Source organism: Amorphus suaedae, from assembly GCF_053629675.1.
On sequence record NZ_JBRJIT010000001.1, the window covers coordinates 709,400 to 725,518 of the forward strand.

Annotated in this window: 14 protein-coding genes; 11 read left to right on the forward strand and 3 right to left on the reverse strand. The window is 69.1% G+C overall.

Features of this window, described 5'->3' with window-relative positions:
- Positions 1–103: 103 nt before the first annotated feature.
- Genes AB7M35_RS03130 through AB7M35_RS03140 form a run of 3 tightly spaced genes read left to right on the forward strand, consistent with a single transcriptional unit; the run spans position 104 to position 2,342 of the window.
- The gene (locus tag AB7M35_RS03130; protein WP_453957173.1) at positions 104–508 is read left to right on the forward strand and encodes a 6-pyruvoyl trahydropterin synthase family protein; all 405 of its coding nucleotides are present in this window, start codon (positions 104–106) and stop codon (positions 506–508) included.
- On the forward strand, positions 505–1,557 hold the full coding sequence (locus tag AB7M35_RS03135) for a glycosyltransferase family 4 protein (protein ID WP_453957175.1): 1,053 nt from the start codon (positions 505–507) through the stop codon (positions 1,555–1,557). Before AB7M35_RS03130 ends, AB7M35_RS03135 begins: the two co-directional genes overlap by 4 nt.
- Positions 1,554–2,342: a methyltransferase domain-containing protein gene (locus tag AB7M35_RS03140; protein ID WP_453957177.1), complete on the forward strand. Its 789-nt coding sequence runs from the start codon at positions 1,554–1,556 to the stop codon at positions 2,340–2,342. The genes AB7M35_RS03135 and AB7M35_RS03140 overlap by 4 nt, the downstream gene beginning before the upstream one ends.
- 56 nt (positions 2,343–2,398) lie before the next feature.
- Here AB7M35_RS03140 and AB7M35_RS03145 read toward each other — a convergent pair whose 3' ends face one another.
- Complete coding sequence (locus AB7M35_RS03145; RefSeq protein WP_453957180.1) at positions 2,399–3,166, reverse strand: RibD family protein; 768 nt, start codon at positions 3,164–3,166, stop codon at positions 2,399–2,401.
- Positions 3,167–3,303: 137 nt separating this feature from the next.
- On the opposite strand from AB7M35_RS03145, the gene ribA reads away from it, so the two are divergent.
- The 3 genes from ribA (at position 3,304) to AB7M35_RS03160 (ending at position 6,193) form a co-directional block, all read left to right on the forward strand.
- Positions 3,304–4,410 carry a GTP cyclohydrolase II RibA gene (ribA, locus tag AB7M35_RS03150; protein WP_453957182.1) on the forward strand — a complete coding sequence of 369 codons (1,107 nt, stop codon included), beginning with the start codon at positions 3,304–3,306 and terminating at the stop codon, positions 4,408–4,410.
- Between the two features lie 107 nt (positions 4,411–4,517).
- Positions 4,518–5,063: a cytochrome b gene (locus AB7M35_RS03155; RefSeq protein ID WP_453957184.1), complete on the forward strand. Its 546-nt coding sequence runs from the start codon at positions 4,518–4,520 to the stop codon at positions 5,061–5,063.
- 188 nt (positions 5,064–5,251) lie between these two features.
- Positions 5,252–6,193, forward strand: coding sequence for a LysR family transcriptional regulator (locus AB7M35_RS03160; protein WP_453957185.1), 942 nt, complete (start codon positions 5,252–5,254; stop codon positions 6,191–6,193).
- A 153-nt stretch (positions 6,194–6,346) separates the two neighbouring features.
- On the opposite strand, the gene AB7M35_RS03165 is transcribed toward AB7M35_RS03160, so the two are convergent.
- Positions 6,347–8,110: an OFA family MFS transporter gene (locus AB7M35_RS03165; RefSeq protein ID WP_453957187.1), complete on the reverse strand. Its 1,764-nt coding sequence runs from the start codon at positions 8,108–8,110 to the stop codon at positions 6,347–6,349.
- Positions 8,111–8,437: 327 nt separating this feature from the next.
- Complete coding sequence (locus AB7M35_RS03170; RefSeq protein ID WP_453957189.1) at positions 8,438–9,673, reverse strand: GGDEF domain-containing protein; 1,236 nt, start codon at positions 9,671–9,673, stop codon at positions 8,438–8,440.
- A gap of 292 nt (positions 9,674–9,965) precedes the next feature.
- Between AB7M35_RS03170 and AB7M35_RS03175 the strand changes: the two genes are divergently transcribed.
- Genes AB7M35_RS03175 through AB7M35_RS03195 form a run of 5 tightly spaced genes read left to right on the forward strand, consistent with a single transcriptional unit; the run spans position 9,966 to position 16,036 of the window.
- Entirely contained in the window at positions 9,966–10,514 is a 549-nt protein-coding gene (locus AB7M35_RS03175) for a formate dehydrogenase subunit gamma (protein ID WP_453957190.1), read from the forward strand.
- A 4-nt stretch (positions 10,515–10,518) separates the two neighbouring features.
- A complete protein-coding gene (locus AB7M35_RS03180) occupies positions 10,519–12,078 on the forward strand; it encodes a formate dehydrogenase beta subunit (RefSeq protein ID WP_453957191.1) in 1,560 nt (519 codons plus the stop codon).
- Positions 12,079–12,109: 31 nt separating this feature from the next.
- Positions 12,110–14,947: a formate dehydrogenase subunit alpha gene (fdhF, locus tag AB7M35_RS03185; RefSeq protein ID WP_453957194.1), complete on the forward strand. Its 2,838-nt coding sequence runs from the start codon at positions 12,110–12,112 to the stop codon at positions 14,945–14,947.
- 2 nt (positions 14,948–14,949) lie between these two features.
- Complete coding sequence (fdhD, locus tag AB7M35_RS03190; protein WP_453957197.1) at positions 14,950–15,768, forward strand: formate dehydrogenase accessory sulfurtransferase FdhD; 819 nt, start codon at positions 14,950–14,952, stop codon at positions 15,766–15,768.
- A gap of 43 nt (positions 15,769–15,811) precedes the next feature.
- Positions 15,812–16,036: a formate dehydrogenase subunit delta gene (locus AB7M35_RS03195; RefSeq protein ID WP_453957199.1), complete on the forward strand. Its 225-nt coding sequence runs from the start codon at positions 15,812–15,814 to the stop codon at positions 16,034–16,036.
- Positions 16,037–16,119: the final 83 nt, after the last annotated feature.

Here is a 16,119-nt window from a genome sequence, read left to right on the forward strand (position 1 = left end):
GGATGCTCCGGATCGCGCCACGCGCCTTCGCTTCGATCACGCCGCCTGAGATCAGGCCGCTGACCCGCACCCCATCGCCGCCCAGGCCCTGAAGGAACCGCCCATGCACGCCGTCGAAGTCCGCGACCACATCATGATCGCCCACTCGTTCAAGGGCGACGTGTTCGGCCCGGCGCAGGCGCTCCACGGCGCCACGTTCGTCGTCGACGTGGCGTTCCTGGCCGAGCGCCTCGATGCGAACGGCATCGTCGTCGACATCGGCCGGGCGCTGGAGGCGCTGAAGGAGACGCTGGCGCCCCTCACCTACAAGAATCTCGACGAGGTGCCGGAGTTCAAGGGCCTCAACACCACCACCGAGTTCCTCACCCGCCACATCTTCGACCGCATGAAGGAGGCCGTCCTCGCCGGCGGGCTCGGGCGGCCGGCCGAGGAGCTCTCGGCCATCCGCGTGACGATCTCCGAATCCCATGTGGCGCGCGCCTGGTACGAGGCGTCGATCCACTCATGACCGGGATCGCGTTCGCGATACCCGGAGACCTCGACACCGCCACCGGCGGTTACGCCTACGACCGCCGCGTCATCGCCGGACTGCGCGACATGGGCCGCGACGTGGCCATCGTCGGGCTCGGCGGCGGCTTCCCCGATCCCGTCGCGATCGATGACGAGTACGTCCGCCGCGCGCTCGGCGCGATCCCCGACGGCACCCCGACCCTGATCGACGGCCTGGCGCTCGGCATCCTGCCCGCCGAGGCGGCCACCCTCGCCGCACGCGTGCCGGTCGTGGCGCTCGTCCACCATCCGCTGGGGCTGGAGACCGGGCTCGACGCGGAGCGGCGCGGCGCGCTGCTCGCCAGCGAACGCCGCGCGCTCGCCGCCTGCCGCCACGTGATCGTCACCAGCCACGCCACCGCCCGCACCCTCAGCGCGGAGCTGGACGTGGCGGCGGCGCGCATCACCGTCGCCGAGCCCGGCGTCGACCGGCCGGCCGCCTTCCGGCGCGCGGAGGCGCCGACCCCGACCCTGCTCGCCGTCGGCGCGCTGGTGCGGCGCAAGGGCTACGACGTGCTGGTGGAGGCGCTGGCGCAGATCCGGCCGCTCGCCTGGAACGCGGAGATCATCGGCGATCCCGGCCGCGATCCGGCAACGGCGGCGGACCTTGCCCGGGCCATCGCCGAGGCGGGACTGGCCGACCGGGTGCGCCTGCGCGGCCAGGTGGACGACGCGGCGCTGGCGCACGCCTACCGATCGGCGCATCTGTTCGTCATCGCGTCGCGCTATGAAGGCTACGGGATGGTCGCGGCCGAAGCGCTGGCCTACGGTCTGCCGATCGTCTCGACCGATGCCGGCGCGCTCGCCGACACCGTTCCGGCCGATGCGGCGCTCAAGGTGGCGCCCGACGACCCGGCGGCGCTTGCCGATGCGCTGCGGCGCGTGCTGGAGGACCGGGATCTCTGGCAGAGGCTCCGCGCCGGCGCGGAGACCGCATCGCACAGCCTGCCGACCTGGCGCGACTGTGCCGGCACGATCAACCAGGTGCTCGAGGACCTGCGACGATGAGTTTTTCCAGCGACTGGCTCCGCCTGCGCGAACCCGCCGATCACAGGGCGCGCAACCGCGTCCTCGTCGGGCAACTGGCGACGATGTTCGTGGGCAAGCGGGCACCGGCCATCGTCGACCTCGGCGCCGGCACGGGGTCGACCGTGCGGGCCCTCGACCATCACCTGCCAGAAGGCACGTTCTGGCGGCTGGTCGACGCCGACAAGAAGCTTCTCAAGAAGGCCGCGAAGACGCTGCCCGAGGCGCAGGTCGAGACGCGGATCCTCGACATCGACGTCGACCTCCACGCGACGCTGGAGACGCCCGTCGACCTGGTCACCTGCTCGGCGCTGCTCGACCTCGTGTCGGAGGCCTGGATGAAGCGGCTGGTGGAGGTGATGTCGGAACGGCAGCTGCCGATCTACGCGGCCCTCACCTACGACGGCACGGTGGTCATGTCGCCGTCGGATCCGCTGGACGCCGCGATCACCCATGCGGTCAACCAGCACCAGCATCTGGACAAGGGCTTCGGCCCAGCCCTCGGGCCCGATGCGCCGCGGGTGGCGCTGGAGCAACTCCGGGAAGCCGGCTTCAGCATCGACAGCGGCCGCTCCGACTGGGTGCTGGAACCCGACGAGCAGCCGCTCCAGGCGGCGCTGGTCACCGGCTGGATCGAGGCGGTGCGGGAGGTGGGCCTGGTGTCGCCCTCCGACATCGACCACTGGCAGAAGGCCCGGCTCGAGGCCATCGAGGCGGGCGAGCTGACGATCCGCGTCGGCCACATGGACCTCCTGGCCCGCCCCTGAGGGGCCGCTGGCCGGAGGCGCTTGCCTGATCGAGCGGTCGCTTCGATCGGCCCGGTTCAGCCGCGGAAATCGCAGTCGAAGACGACCTCGGGGCCGAGGGTGTGCACCGTCGTCACCGGCCGGCGCACGTCCTCCAGCCGGTCGGTGGCGGGCAGGCTGATGCCCACCTGCCCCGCCCCGATGATCATCGGGGCGACCAGCAGATGCAGCCGGTCGACGCAGTCGGCGTGCAGGAACGAGGAAACCGTCGTCGCGCCGCCTTCCAGCAGGATCCGGCGATAGCCGTCCCCGTGTAGCGCGCGCCGGATAAGTGCAGGATCCAGCTGGCCATTTGCATCCGCCGGCAGACGAACCACCTGTACGTGAGCCGGCATTTCAATTTTTGTGGTGTCGCGAGTGATCAGGACGACCGTCTTTTGCGTATCAGAGAGGAGACGGGCGGATGCTGGCATCCGGCCGTTCGGATCGACGACGGCACAGACCGGGTCCGGGCCTTCCACCAGCCGGACCGTGAGCTGCGGATCGTCCGCGATCACGGTGCCGACACCGACGATCACGATATCGACAAGGGCGCGCAGTCTATGCAGGTGAACGAGACAGTCCCGGCCGTTTATGTAACGGGACCGGCCGGTCGACGTGGCGATGCGTCCGTCGAGAGACTGCCCCAACTGCGCGACGAGAAACGACTTTTCGTGACGGGCGTTAAGGATGGGTCCATAAAGCGCGTCCCAAATCGGCGGAACAGGCCCGCCCTCGCGGGCCACGCGCAGCATGGCGCGCCACTCGTCGTCCGGTTCGGTACCTGCTGCTTGCTCGCGCGTCACGACGTCCTCGAAAGTGGCATGTCTGCAGCCTCGGTTCGGAAGCCCGAAGGAGCACCGTATTGACACAGCATCAGCGCCTCGGCCATCCGTCCATTGCCTCGCCCGTTCGCGAGGGACGCGAGGAAGATGTCACGACGATGCCAGCAACCGACACCGGCGCCGCTTCGTTCGGAAATCCCGGACTGGTCGAGATCCACCGGGCGTGTGCGGAGCTGCGCGCCGGTCGCCCGGTGCTGATCCAGGGCGACGGCGCCACGGTGGCCGTGCTGGCGATCGACGGGCTGGACCAGGCCAAGCTCGACCTCTTCAAGGAGCGGTTCGCCGACGGCGAAACGTCGCTGCTGATCACCGACCGCCGCGCCAGCGCCATCGGGCTGACCGCCTATCCCGCCACGCTGGTCTCGGTGGCGACCGACACCTCCCCCGAGAGCCTGCTGACGCTCGCCGCCGGCTACGAGGTCACCGTCGGTCACACGACGGCGGAGGCGGGACCCGCCGGGCGCGCCGCGCTGGAGATCGCGAAATGCGCCGAGATCCTGCCGGCCCTGGTGTGGGTGACCGCCCGTGACGGCGCCCACGAGGGCGTCTGCCGGGTCGACGCAGACATCGCGCTGGACTACCGCGCCCAGGTGGCGCGCACCCTGCAGAGGGTGGCCGAGGCTCCCGTGCCGCTGCGCGGCGACATCGACAGCCGGGTGGTGGTGTTCCGGGACATGATGGGCGGCACCGCGGTGGCCGTGATCGTCGGCACGCCGGACCCCAAGCAGCCGCTGCGGGTCAGGGTGCATTCGGCCTGCGCGACCGGTGACATCTTCGGATCGCGGCGCTGCGACTGCGGCGATCAGCTGCGGCTCGCCATCGAGCGCATCGACCAGCTCGGCGGTGGCTGCATCATCTACCTCGATCAGGAGGGTCGCGGGCTCGGCCTCGCCAACAAGCTCCGCGCCTACAACCTGCAGGACCTGGGTCTCGACACCGTCGATGCCAACACCGCCCTCGGCTACCACGAGGACGAGCGCGACTACGCGGCCGCCGGGCGGATGATCACCGAGCTCGGCTGGCACAAGATCGTGCTCCTCACCAACAACCCGACCAAGATCGACGCGCTGCGCGCGGCGGGGCTGGAGGTCGGCGGACGGATCCCGGTGCTGGCGCCGGTCAACGACGAGAACCGGCGCTACCTTGAAACCAAGGCACAGCGGGCAGGACATATGCTCGATCAGGTTGCGGCCATCGCCAAATAGGCACACGATCCTCAGAATCGGTGCGTCCCGACACGGGCGCGGGACAGGATTTCCTGGCTGACGCCGGCGAGCGCCGCGCGGCCAGGGGCTGGAGGGGACGCGACGGCATGTTGGATGGGCAGCTTCCGGCCCCGGGCTACACGGTGCTGCAACGGTGCCTGCACTGGATCACCGCGGTTGCCGTGATCCTGCTGCTGACCGCCGGCATCGCCATGAACAACGTGCCGCCGGGCGCCTGGATGAATGCGCTCTATGTTCTCCACTGGTCGCTGGGCGTCTGCGTGCTGCCGCTGGCGATCTGGCGCATCGCCCTGCGCCTCACCCGGCCGTCGCCGGGATATCCCGCGGACATGCCTGGATGGCAGCGCTTCGCGGCCGAGGCCAACCACGCGCTCCTCTACGCCATTCTCATCGTCAATCCGCTGCTCGGCTACGTGACGAAATCGGCCTACGGCGGCTCGGTGACGTTCTTCTGGATCGTCGACCTGCCGCCGGTCATCGCAAAGAACGAGGCGCTGTACGACCGCCTCTCCACCGTGCACGTGCTGGTCGGGTTCACGATGATCGCCGTCGTCGCCGCTCATGTCGGGGCGGCGCTCTATCATGGCCTCATTCGCCGCGACGGCATCTTCTCCCGCATGACCACCGGCTGAGGCAGGCGAACGGCCCGGCAAGAGAAACCTTTACGTGTCCCCGTCGAAACTGAACGCACGGGTAGACCCCGCCGGGCGTTTCCGCGATCCTGCCACAAGACGGTTCGACAATCGGGCACACAAGCCGTAACCCGGCGCTGGTTCAGACCGGCAGCGGCCGTCTGGGAGGAACGGAAGAAGGACTGGCCGTGGACATTCGGCAACTGAACTATCTGGTGGTGCTGGCGCGCGAAAAGCACTTCACCCGCGCGGCCGCGATCTGCGGGATCACCCAGCCCACGCTCTCCGGCCGCATCCGCCAGCTCGAGGAAGAGTTCGGCATTCCCATCGTCAAGCGCGGACACCGGTTCCACGGCCTGACGCCGGAAGGCGAACAGATCGTCAAGCGCGCCACCTCGATCCTCGAGGACTGGGAGGCGATGCAGCAGGACCTCGGCCGGATGAAGGGCCACCTGAGCGGCCAGGTCACCATCGGGGTGATCCCGTCCGCCCTGCCCCGTGTCGTGCTCCTGACCCGTCAGATCGGCGAGGAATTCCCCGGCATCGCCTTCACCATCCTGTCGATGTCGTCGGAGGAGATCCGCCAGGGCCTCGACAATTTCCAGCTCGACGCCGGCATCACCTATCTCGACAACGAGCCGATCGCCCAGGTGCGCATGGCGACGCTCTACCGGGAGCGGTTCCGCCTGATCACGCCGCTCGATCATCCGCTCGCCGGACGCAAGGTGGTCACTTGGGCGGAGGCGGCCGCCTACCCGCTGGCGCTGCTGACACCCGACATGCAGAACCGGCGCATCGTCAACGCCGCCTTCGTGGAGGCAGGCGTGAGCCCCACCGCCAGGATCGAGACGAATTCCATCATCGCCATGGTGACGCACGTCCGCGACGGCCAGCTCGCCGCCGTCCTGCCGGAACTGTCGCTGGAGGCGTTCGGCCATCTCGACGGCATCACCGCGATCGCCCTGGAGAAGCCCCACGTCGACCACGCGGTCGGGCTGGTGGTGCCGGACCGCGACCCGCTCTCGCCACTGGTCGATGCCGTCTACCGGGCGGCGCTCCGGGCCGACGAGTTCAGCAAGGCGGACTTCGTCGGCGCGCTGGCCGTTCCCGGCCGCTCGCGCACGGCCTGATCGCCCGACGCCCCAGCCCGGCGATCGCCACCGCTTCGGCCGAGGCCTCCATCAGATGACGCTCTGACGAGAAGAGACCGCCCCGACGCGAAACGGCGCCCGCGAGGGTCGCGGGCGCCGTCTTGGTGGCGGGTCAGGCGAGTGGGCGGGCGCCTATTCGGCCGGCGCCTGCCGCCCGACGATCGCGGCGTCGGCCTGGTAGCGTTCCTTCTCGCGTTCCGGCTCCGTCTCCATGAAGTGGTGCGGCTTCACCGGCTTCAGGAACAGGTTGGCGAAGAACGCGATCACCAGCAGCGCGGCCATGCAGTACATGGTCGTGTTGTAGAGGCTGGGCGTCGGATCGATGGTGCCCGCCGGCGCGATCTCCATCAGCCGCCCGACGGTCACCGTCTTCGCCGCGACGAGCTGGTCGAGCTGGTCGAGGCCGGCGCCGAACTTCTGCTGGAACGCCTGTGGATCGACCTTCGACGCCAGGTCGTCGATGGCGTTGCCGATCGACATCTGCCGCAGATAGGTGATCGCGAACGGCCCCAGCACGCCGGCGGTGCTCCAGGCGGTGAGCAGCCGCCCGTGGATGCCGCCGACGAACATGGTGCCGAACACGTCCGCCAGATAGGCCGGGATGGTGGCGAAGCCGCCGCCGTACATGGTGAAGATGATCATCGTGGCCGCGTAGAAGACCACCAGCCAGATGACCGCCGGGCTGGCGCTCACCGCCTGCGCCGTGAACGGGATCGACAGATAGAGGATCGTCCCGAGCACGAAGAAGCAGTGATAGGTGTTCTTGCGCCCGATGAAGTCGGACGTGCTGGCCCAGAAGAAGCGGCCCACCATGTTGAACACCGAGATCATCAGCACGTAGGTCGCGGCGAAGGCCCCGTCGACGAGGCCGGGCAGCGTCGTCCCGAAGATCTCCGTCATCATCGTCTTGGCGACGCCGATCACGCCGATGCCGGCGGTCACGTTGAAGCACAGCATGATCCACAGCAGCCAGAACTGCGGGGTCTTCAGCGCCTGGTCGATGTGGACGTTGCCGGAGGTGATCATCCGCCGGCCGCTTTCCGCCTCGCTCGGCGGCGTCCAGCCGACCGGCTTCCAGCCGGCGCGGGGCACGCGGTAGATGAAGGACGCGATCATCATCACCACGAAGTAGCCGATGCCGAGGGTCAGGAACGTCATCGCCGCGCCGGTGTTGCCGGTGCCGACGACGTAGACGCCCTCCGGACCGGGCACGATCATGCGCGGCACCTCCGCCGCGGTGACGACGACGACCTCCCTGAGGCTGCCGGCGACGGTCGCGAACTGGGCGCCGCCCTGGGTGGTCAGGTCGACGTCGGCAATCGGGCCGAGGTAGGTCGGCGCGACGTAGTAGAGGTGGAGGAGCCAGTCGATCAGCGGTGCGCCGATCATCGCGCCGCCGCCGAAGCCCATGATGGCCATGCCCGTCGCCATGCCGCGCCGGTCCGGGAACCAGCGGATCAGCGTGGAGACCGGCGAGACGTAGCCGAGGCCGAGGCCGCAGCCGCCGATCACGCCGTAGCCGAGATAGACGAGCCACAGCTGGTGGGTGACGATGCCCAGCGATCCGACGACGAAACCACCGCCCCAGCAGAAGGCGGCGGTGACGCCCACGCAGCGCGGGCCGACCTCCTCCAGCCACTTGCCGGCGAGCGCCGCGCACAGGCCGAGGAAGACGATGGCGACCGAGAAGATCCACACGACGGAACTGAGCGACCAGTCGGCGGGCGCCGGGGCGACGACGCCGAACTCGCGGATCAGCGCCGGATTGAAGATGCTCCAGGCGTAGACCGAGCCGATGCACAGGTGGATGGCGATCGATGCCGGCGGCACCCACCAGCGGCTGAAGCCTTCCGGCGCAACGATCGCCTCTTTCAAGAGAAATCGCGGTATGGCCATGTAAATACATCCTCCCGATCGCGCGACGGCCAGCCGAGAGGCCGCGTGCACGAGCCTTATTCTTTCTTCTGTCCTCCGCTGGCCGCACGGAACGCCGCGTGTTCAGTCTTTGAGGTGTTGCTCGTCACGAGAATGGGGGGCAATTCTTGTGCGACAGCGATGAGCGCTATCGAACGCCGAGCTTAGCGGTCCGCAAAATAGAAAATTTCTATCTCGTCATCGCCACCGTCTATCAACCAAGGATTGGCGCGACAGAAAGGCACATTTCTAGGGTGCAGATTTTTTGCGGGTCCGGAAGGTGCGATCGGCGCGGTGGCGACCGCCGCCCTACCCGTGCGACGGCCGGCCGTGGCGGGTCGCGTACATCGAGCGGTCGGCCGTCTCGATGAGATCGCCGAGGGTGGCGCCGTCGCCGGGGCTCGTGGCGACGCCGATGCTGACGGAGAACTCTCCGTCGACGTCACCGACCTGGAGGCCGGCGGCCGCCTCGCGGATCGCCTGGGCGAGCCGGTCGGCCGGCAGCCGGTCCGCCCCCGGCGCGATGACGACGAATTCGTCGCCGCCGTACCGATAGATCGGATCGGTGTCGCGGATCGTCTGGTGCATCAGCGAAACGAACTGGTTCAGCACCCGGTCGCCGGCCGAATGGCCGTGGACGTCGTTGATCTTCTTGAAGCTGTCGATGTCGATCATGAAGAGGCTGACCGGATCGCCACGGGCCACCGACCTGTCGATCAGCGCCATCCCGTTCTCGAACAGCGACCGGCGGTTCTCCGCGCCGGTCAGCGGATCGAGGCGCGCCGTCTCGCGCATCTCCTCGAACCGCTGCCGGTAGGTCAGGACGCTGAACACGTCCCTCAGCCGGCTCTGGTGATCAGCCTTGTCGAGGTGGCCTTCCAGATAGCGCAGGTAGGCCCACAGGACGAAGCTGTAGAGGCCCGACGCGATCACCTTGCCGAAGAACCCGCCCGCCCCGGCCGAATAGGGCACGCCGAAGAACATGTGCAGCGCGCTGAAGAACGCCAGCTGATCGAAGGCGAGGACGACGATCGCGCTGATCCACAGGCGCGCGAACAGGCTGAGCCACGCGACCCGGCACAGCCGCTCGTAAAGGAGCACGAGCGCCACGCAGTCGATGAACAGCAGCACGGTGCCCCAGACCGACAGCCAGGTCGATTCCGCCACCATGTCGATCGCGAAGCCGGCCGCCGAGGTTCCGATCCGCGTCTGATGGCTGACCAGTAGCACCACCAGGATGATGACGAAGTTGCCGATCAGCAGACCGTAGATCGGCTGACGCACCACCTGCGCGTCCTCGCGAATATAGACGAGCAGCAGCAGCAGAAGCTTGCCGGTGAAGAGGATGACCGAGCCGGGCGTGTAGACGATCGGCCCGAGACCGACGAAGACCGTGATCGCCAGGTAGTTTTCGGCGAAGGTCAGCGCGCACAACGCGCAGAAGAAAGTCCCAATACCGAGCCATTTCCGGTAGTGGAACATCGCCAGCATGATCCCGTAGTAAACGGTTGCCTGAGCAAGCGCATATCCGAGATCAGCAGGCATCGACGGGTCGATTCTCCAAGGCGGTTTGAAGGGGATAGTGCACGAAACGGCGCGCCGATCCATATTTGACCGGCGGCCTCACCCGCAACGCCGGACCGGTCCACGCCGGAGGCCTCGGGCGCGGCGCGCGGCGGGCGCCCGTCGATAGGCACCCCCTATGATCCGATCCGCACAATCGATTGGAACTTTTCCAGACAATCGGGGACTTTGGAGGGTAGGATGGAGCGGTGCGCATTGCCAATTGGCCATGCGAAAACGAGCGCCCCACCAGAATGCGGGTCGGAGGAAATGCATGTTGGGCTCGGCGAACGGGCGTAACCCTGTCGGAGGCAGGGTCGAAGCCAGTATTCCAACCGACGAGACTTCCACGGAACTTGCGGTTCTCTGCGAGGCGCACGGCAACCGTCCGGATGCGCTGATCGAAATCCTGCATGCCGTGCAGGCCCACTTCGGCCACGTGCCGCCCCAGGCCGCCACCGTGCTTGCCGCCGCGCTCAACCTGTCGCGCGCCGAGGTGCACGGGGTGATCAGCTTCTACCACGACTTCCACACCACCCCGCCCGGGCGGCACGTGCTGAAGATGTGCCGCGCCGAGGCCTGCCAGTCCGTCGGCGCGGAGGCGCTGTTCGACCACGTCTGCGCGACGCTCGGCATCGAGCCGGGCGGCACCACCGCCGACGGCGCGCTGACGGTCGAGCCGGTCTACTGCCTGGGCAACTGCGCGCTGGGTCCGGCGGCGCTCGCCGACAACACGCTGCTCGCCCGCCTCACCCGCGACCGCGTCGACCGGATCATCGCGGGGGCCCGCGCCGATGCGGCGGCCACCCAGGCGGCGGAGTGAGGCCATGACCGATCTCGTCGTCACCGTTCCCAAGGACGCCGCGGCCCGCTCGGTCGGCGCCGACGCGGTCGCCGCGCGCATCGCGGAAGAGGCCCGCGCCCGTGGCATCCCGCTGACCGTCAAGCGGACCGGCACGCGCGGGCTCCTGTTCATGGAGCCGCTGGTGGAGGTGCGGACCGCGGCGGGATCCGTCGCCTACGGACCCGTCGCGCCCGAGGACGTGGCGGCGCTGTTCGACGCCGGCTTTCCCGACGCAGCCGGCCACCCGCTCCATCTCGGGCCCGTCGAGCAGCTGCCCTATTTCGCCCGCCAGGAGCGCGTGACGTTCGCGCGCTGCGGCGTCATCGATCCGGCCGACGTCGCCGACTACCGCGCCCACGGCGGCTTCAGGGGCCTTGAGGCGGCGCTGGCGCGCTCCTCCGACGACATCGTCGAGGCGGTGCTGGCCTCCGGCCTGCGCGGGCGCGGCGGCGCAGGCTTCCCGACCGGCATCAAGTGGCGCACCGTGGCCGGCACCGAGGCGGCGCAGAAATACATCTGCTGCAACGCCGACGAAGGCGATTCCGGCACCTTCGCCGACCGCATCCTGATGGAGGGCGATCCGTTCCTGCTCATCGAGGGCATGACGATCGCCGGCATCGCCGTCGGCGCCGACACGGGCTACGTCTACATCCGCTCGGAATATCCCGACGCCATCGCCGCCATGCGCACCGCCATCGCGGCCTGCCTTGAGGACGGTGCGCTCGGCGACGACATCCTCGGCTCCGGCCGGCGGTTCCACCTGCACGTGCGCGTCGGCGCCGGCGCCTACATCTGCGGCGAGGAGTCGGCGATGCTCGACAGCCTCGAGGGCAAGCGCGGCATCGTCCGTGCCAAGCCGCCGATCCCGGCGATCGAGGGCCTGTTCGGCCAGCCGACCGTCGTCAACAACGTGCTGACCTTCGCCGCCGTCCCCTCCATCCTCGCCGACGGCGCCGAGCGCTACGAGGCGTTCGGCGTCGGCAAGTCGCGCGGCACCATGCCGTTCCAGCTCGCCGGCAACATCGCCCGCGGCGGCCTGGTCGAGCTCGCCTTCGGCGTGACGCTGCGCGAGCTCGTCGAGGACTTCGGCGGCGGCACGCTGACCGGACGTCCGGTGCGCGCGGTGCAGGTCGGCGGCCCGCTGGGCGCCTACGTGCCGGCCGACCGGATGGACCTGCCGATGGATTACGAGGCGTTCGCGCAGGCCGGCTTCATGGTCGGCCACGGCGGCCTCGTCGTGTTCGACGAGACCGTCGACATGGCCGCCCAGGCGCGCTTCGCCTTCGAGTTCTGCGCGATCGAATCGTGCGGCAAGTGCACGCCCTGCCGCGTCGGCGCGGTGCGCGGCCGCGAGACGATGGAGAAGATCATGGCCGGCCAGAACGTCGCCGCCAACGTCGCCATCGTCGAGGACCTGTGCACGCTGATGACCGACGCCTCGCTCTGCGCCATGGGCGGACTGACGCCGATGCCGGTGATGAGCGCGCTCAAGTATTTCCCGGAGGACTTCGACCGGGCCGCCGCGCAGGCCGCAGCCGAATGACGCCGGCGGACACAGGAAACGGGAGGACCCGATGACACTCCTGAAGGAACTGAACTACGGCACCCCGGAGAAGACGGCGCCGGCGACGGTGACGCTCCGGGTCGACAGCCACGAGATCACCGTGCCCGAGGGCACCTCGGTGATGCGCGCCGCCATCGAGGCCGGCCTGTCGATCCCCAAGCTCTGCGCCAGCGACAGTGTCGAGCCGTTCGGCTCCTGCCGCCTGTGCCTGGTGGAGATCGAGGGCCGCCGCGGCACCCCTGCCTCGTGCACGACCCCGGTCGCCGAGGGCATGGTGGTGAAGACCCAGACGCCGCGCCTGGAGGCGCTGCGCAAGGGCGTGATGGAGCTCTACATCTCCGACCACCCGCTCGACTGCCTCACCTGCTCGGCCAACGGCGACTGCGAGCTGCAGGACATGGCGGGCGACGTCGGCCTGCGCGAGGTCCGCTACGGCTACGCCGGCGAGAACCATCTCGACCAGCCGAAGGACGTCTCCAACCCCTATTTCCAGTTCGACCCGTCCAAGTGCATCGTCTGCTCGCGCTGCGTGCGCGCCTGCGAGGAGGTCCAGGGCACCTTCGCGCTGACCATCGAGGGACGCGGCTTCGACTCCAAGGTGTCGGCCGGCGCCGGCTTCGACGACTTCCTGTCCTCCGAGTGCGTGTCGTGCGGCGCCTGCGTGCAGGCCTGCCCGACGGCGACGCTGCAGGAGAAGTCGGTCGTCGACCACGGCGTGCCGAACCGCACCGTGCTGACCACCTGCGCCTACTGCGGCGTCGGCTGCTCGTTCAAGGCGGAGCTGAAGGGCGAGGAAGTGGTCCGCATGGTCCCCTACAAGGACGGCGGCGCCAACGAGGGCCACTCCTGCGTGAAGGGCCGCTTCGCCTTCGGCTACGCCACCCACAAGGACCGCATCACCACGCCGATGATCCGCGACACGATCCAGGATCCGTGGCGTCCGGTGTCGTGGGACGAGGCGATCGGATTCGCCACCGACCGCTTCAAGGCGATCCAGGCGAAGTACGGCCGCGGCTCCATCGGCGCCGTCACCTCGTCGCGCTGCACCAACGAGGAAGTCTACGTCGTCCAGAAGCTGGTGCGCGCGGCCTTCCACAACAACAACGTCGACACCTGCGCCCGGGTCTGCCACTCGCCGACCGGCTACGGCCTGAAGACGGCGTTCGGCACCTCCGCCGGCACCCAGGACTTCAAGTCGGTGGAGAAGACCGACGTCGTCCTCCTCATCGGCGCGAACCCGACCGACGGGCACCCGGTGTTCGCCTCGCGCATGAAGAAGCGGCTGCGCGAGGGTGCGAAGCTGATCGTCGTCGATCCGCGCCGGATCGATCTGGTCCGCTCGCCCCACATCAAGGCGGCCCACCATCTGCAGCTGCAGCCGGGCACCAACGTCGCCATCATGAACGCGCTCGGCCACGTGATCGTGACCGAGGGGCTGGTCGACCGCGCCTTCGTCGAGGAGCGCTGCGATCCGGTGTCGTTCGCCCGCTGGGAGGATTTCATCTCCCAGCCCGAGAACAGCCCGGAAGCGATGGCCGAGAAGACCGGCGTGCCCGCCGACGAGATCCGGGCCGCCGCCCGGCTGTTCGCCACCGGCGGCAACGGCGCGATCTACTACGGCCTCGGCGTCACCGAGCACAGCCAGGGCTCGACCATGGTCATGGCCATGGCCAACCTCGCCATGGCGACGGGCAATCTCGGGCGCGAGGGCGTCGGCGTGAACCCGCTGCGCGGCCAGAACAACGTCCAGGGCTCGTGCGACATGGGCTCGTTCCCGCACGAGTTCCCGGGCTACCGGCACGTGGGCGAGACCGCCGTGCGCCAGCTCTTCGAGGAGCGCTGGGGCGTGCCGCTCGACGACGAGCCGGGCCTGCGCATCCCCAACATGCTGTCCGCCGCCGTCGACGGCACCTTCATGGGGCTGCTCGTCCAGGGCGAGGACATCGCCCAGTCGGATCCCGACACCCAGCACGTGACCGCCGGCCTGGAGGCGATGGAATGCGTCGTCGTGCAGGACCTGTTCCTGAACGAGACCGCCTCCTACGCCCACGTGTTCCTGCCCGGCACCTCGTTCCTGGAGAAGGACGGCACCTTCACCAACGCCGAACGCCGCATCAACCGCGTGCGCCCGGTGATGGCCTCGAAGACCGGCCTGCAGGAATGGGAGGTCATCTGCCGGCTCGCCGACGCCATGGGCTATCCCATGAGCTACACCTCCGGCGCCGAGATCATGGACGAGATCGCCGCCATGACGCCGACGTTCGCGGGCGTCTCGTTCGACAAGCTCGACCGCCTGGGCTCGCTGCAGTGGCCCTGCAACGACGCCGCCCCCGACGGCACACCGACCATGCACGTGGGCGGGTTCTCGCGCGGCAAGGGACAGTTCTCATTGACGAAGTTCGTGCCGACCGACGAGCGGACCAACCGCTTCTTCCCGCTGATCCTGACCACCGGGCGCATCCTGTCCCAGTACAATGTCGGCGCCCAGACGCGCCGCACGGAGAACTCGGTCTGGCATCCGGAGGACGTGCTGGAGATCCATCCGCACGACGCCGACGTGCGCGGCATCGAGGACGGCGGGATGATATCCCTCGCCTCGCGCAAGGGCGCGACGACGCTGCGGGCGCGGATCACCGAGCGGATGCCGCAGGGCGTTGTCTACACGACCTTCCATCACCCGGTGAGCGGCGCCAACGTGGTCACCACGGAGAACTCCGACTGGGCCACCAACTGCCCGGAATACAAGGTCACGGCGGTGCAGGTGACGCTCTCCAACCAGCCGTCCGACTGGCAGCTCGAGTACGACCGCCAGCGGTCGGAACGCACCGTGATCGAAGCGGCGGAGTGATCATGGCGGACCCGGCGCGTCCCCTCGCCGCCATTCCCGGCGGATCGGCGCCCGCGCCGCGGGTGCGGACCCGCGTCTGGCATCCTGACGCGGCGCCCACCGAAGGCGTGTGGGCGCTCGCCGAGGAGATCCCGCTGGAGATCCGGATCAACGGCGCACCGCACGCGGTGATGATGGTGACCCCGTCGGACCTTCAGGACTTCGCGGTCGGCTTCGCGCTCACCGAGGCCATCGTCGACGCCGCCGGCGCGATCGAGACCGTGGATCTGTCCCAGGAGGCGGACGGGCTCGTCGCGAACCTGACGATCGCCGAGGCGGCCCTTGCCGGCGGCATCGAGCGCGGGCGCGGCCTCGCAGGCCGCTCCGGCTGCGGCGTGTGCGGCGTGACCGCGCTCGGCGACGCGGTGCGGGCGCCGAAGCCCGTCCCGGCCCGGCCGCCGGTGGCGCCCGAGGCGATCGCCACGGCTTTTGCACAGCTTTCTGGACACCAGCCGCTCAACCGCGTGAACCACTCGGTGCACGCCGCGGCGCTGGCGGCCCCCGACGGCACGATCCGCGCGGCGCGCGAGGACGTCGGCCGCCACAACGCGCTCGACAAGCTGATCGGGTCGCTCGCGCGTTCCGGCGGACTGCCCGTCGACGGCTTCATCGTGCTGTCGAGCCGGGCCAGCTTCGAGATGGTGCTGAAGGCGGCGGTCGCCGGCGCGCCGCTGGTGGCATCGGTGTCGGCACCGACGACGCTCGCCCTCGACTGCGCCCGCCAGGCGGGCATCAAGCTCGCGGCGGCGGGTCCCGACGGCGCCGTCGTGCTGATCGACTGACCCTGGATCCACCGCACCAGCCACCGGCAAGACGAAAGGGCACATGATGGATTCGGCGGAACTCATCCGCATGGCCAACCAGATGGCCGACTATTTCTCCGCCTATGGCCACGACGAGGCGGTGGCGGGGATCGCCGATCACATCCAGAAATTCTGGGATCCGCGGATGCGGCGCGGCCTCCTCGACCACGTGAACGGCGGCGCTGCGGAGCTCGACCCGCTGGTCGTGGAAGCCTCCGCCCTCCTGAAGATGCCCGCCCAGTCCTGATCGCGGCGCGGTCCACCGGATGCGGTGGCCCCCCTGGCGGCAATCGATAGACGCGGCCAAAGGCGCCCGGGCGGTTTGCGCAT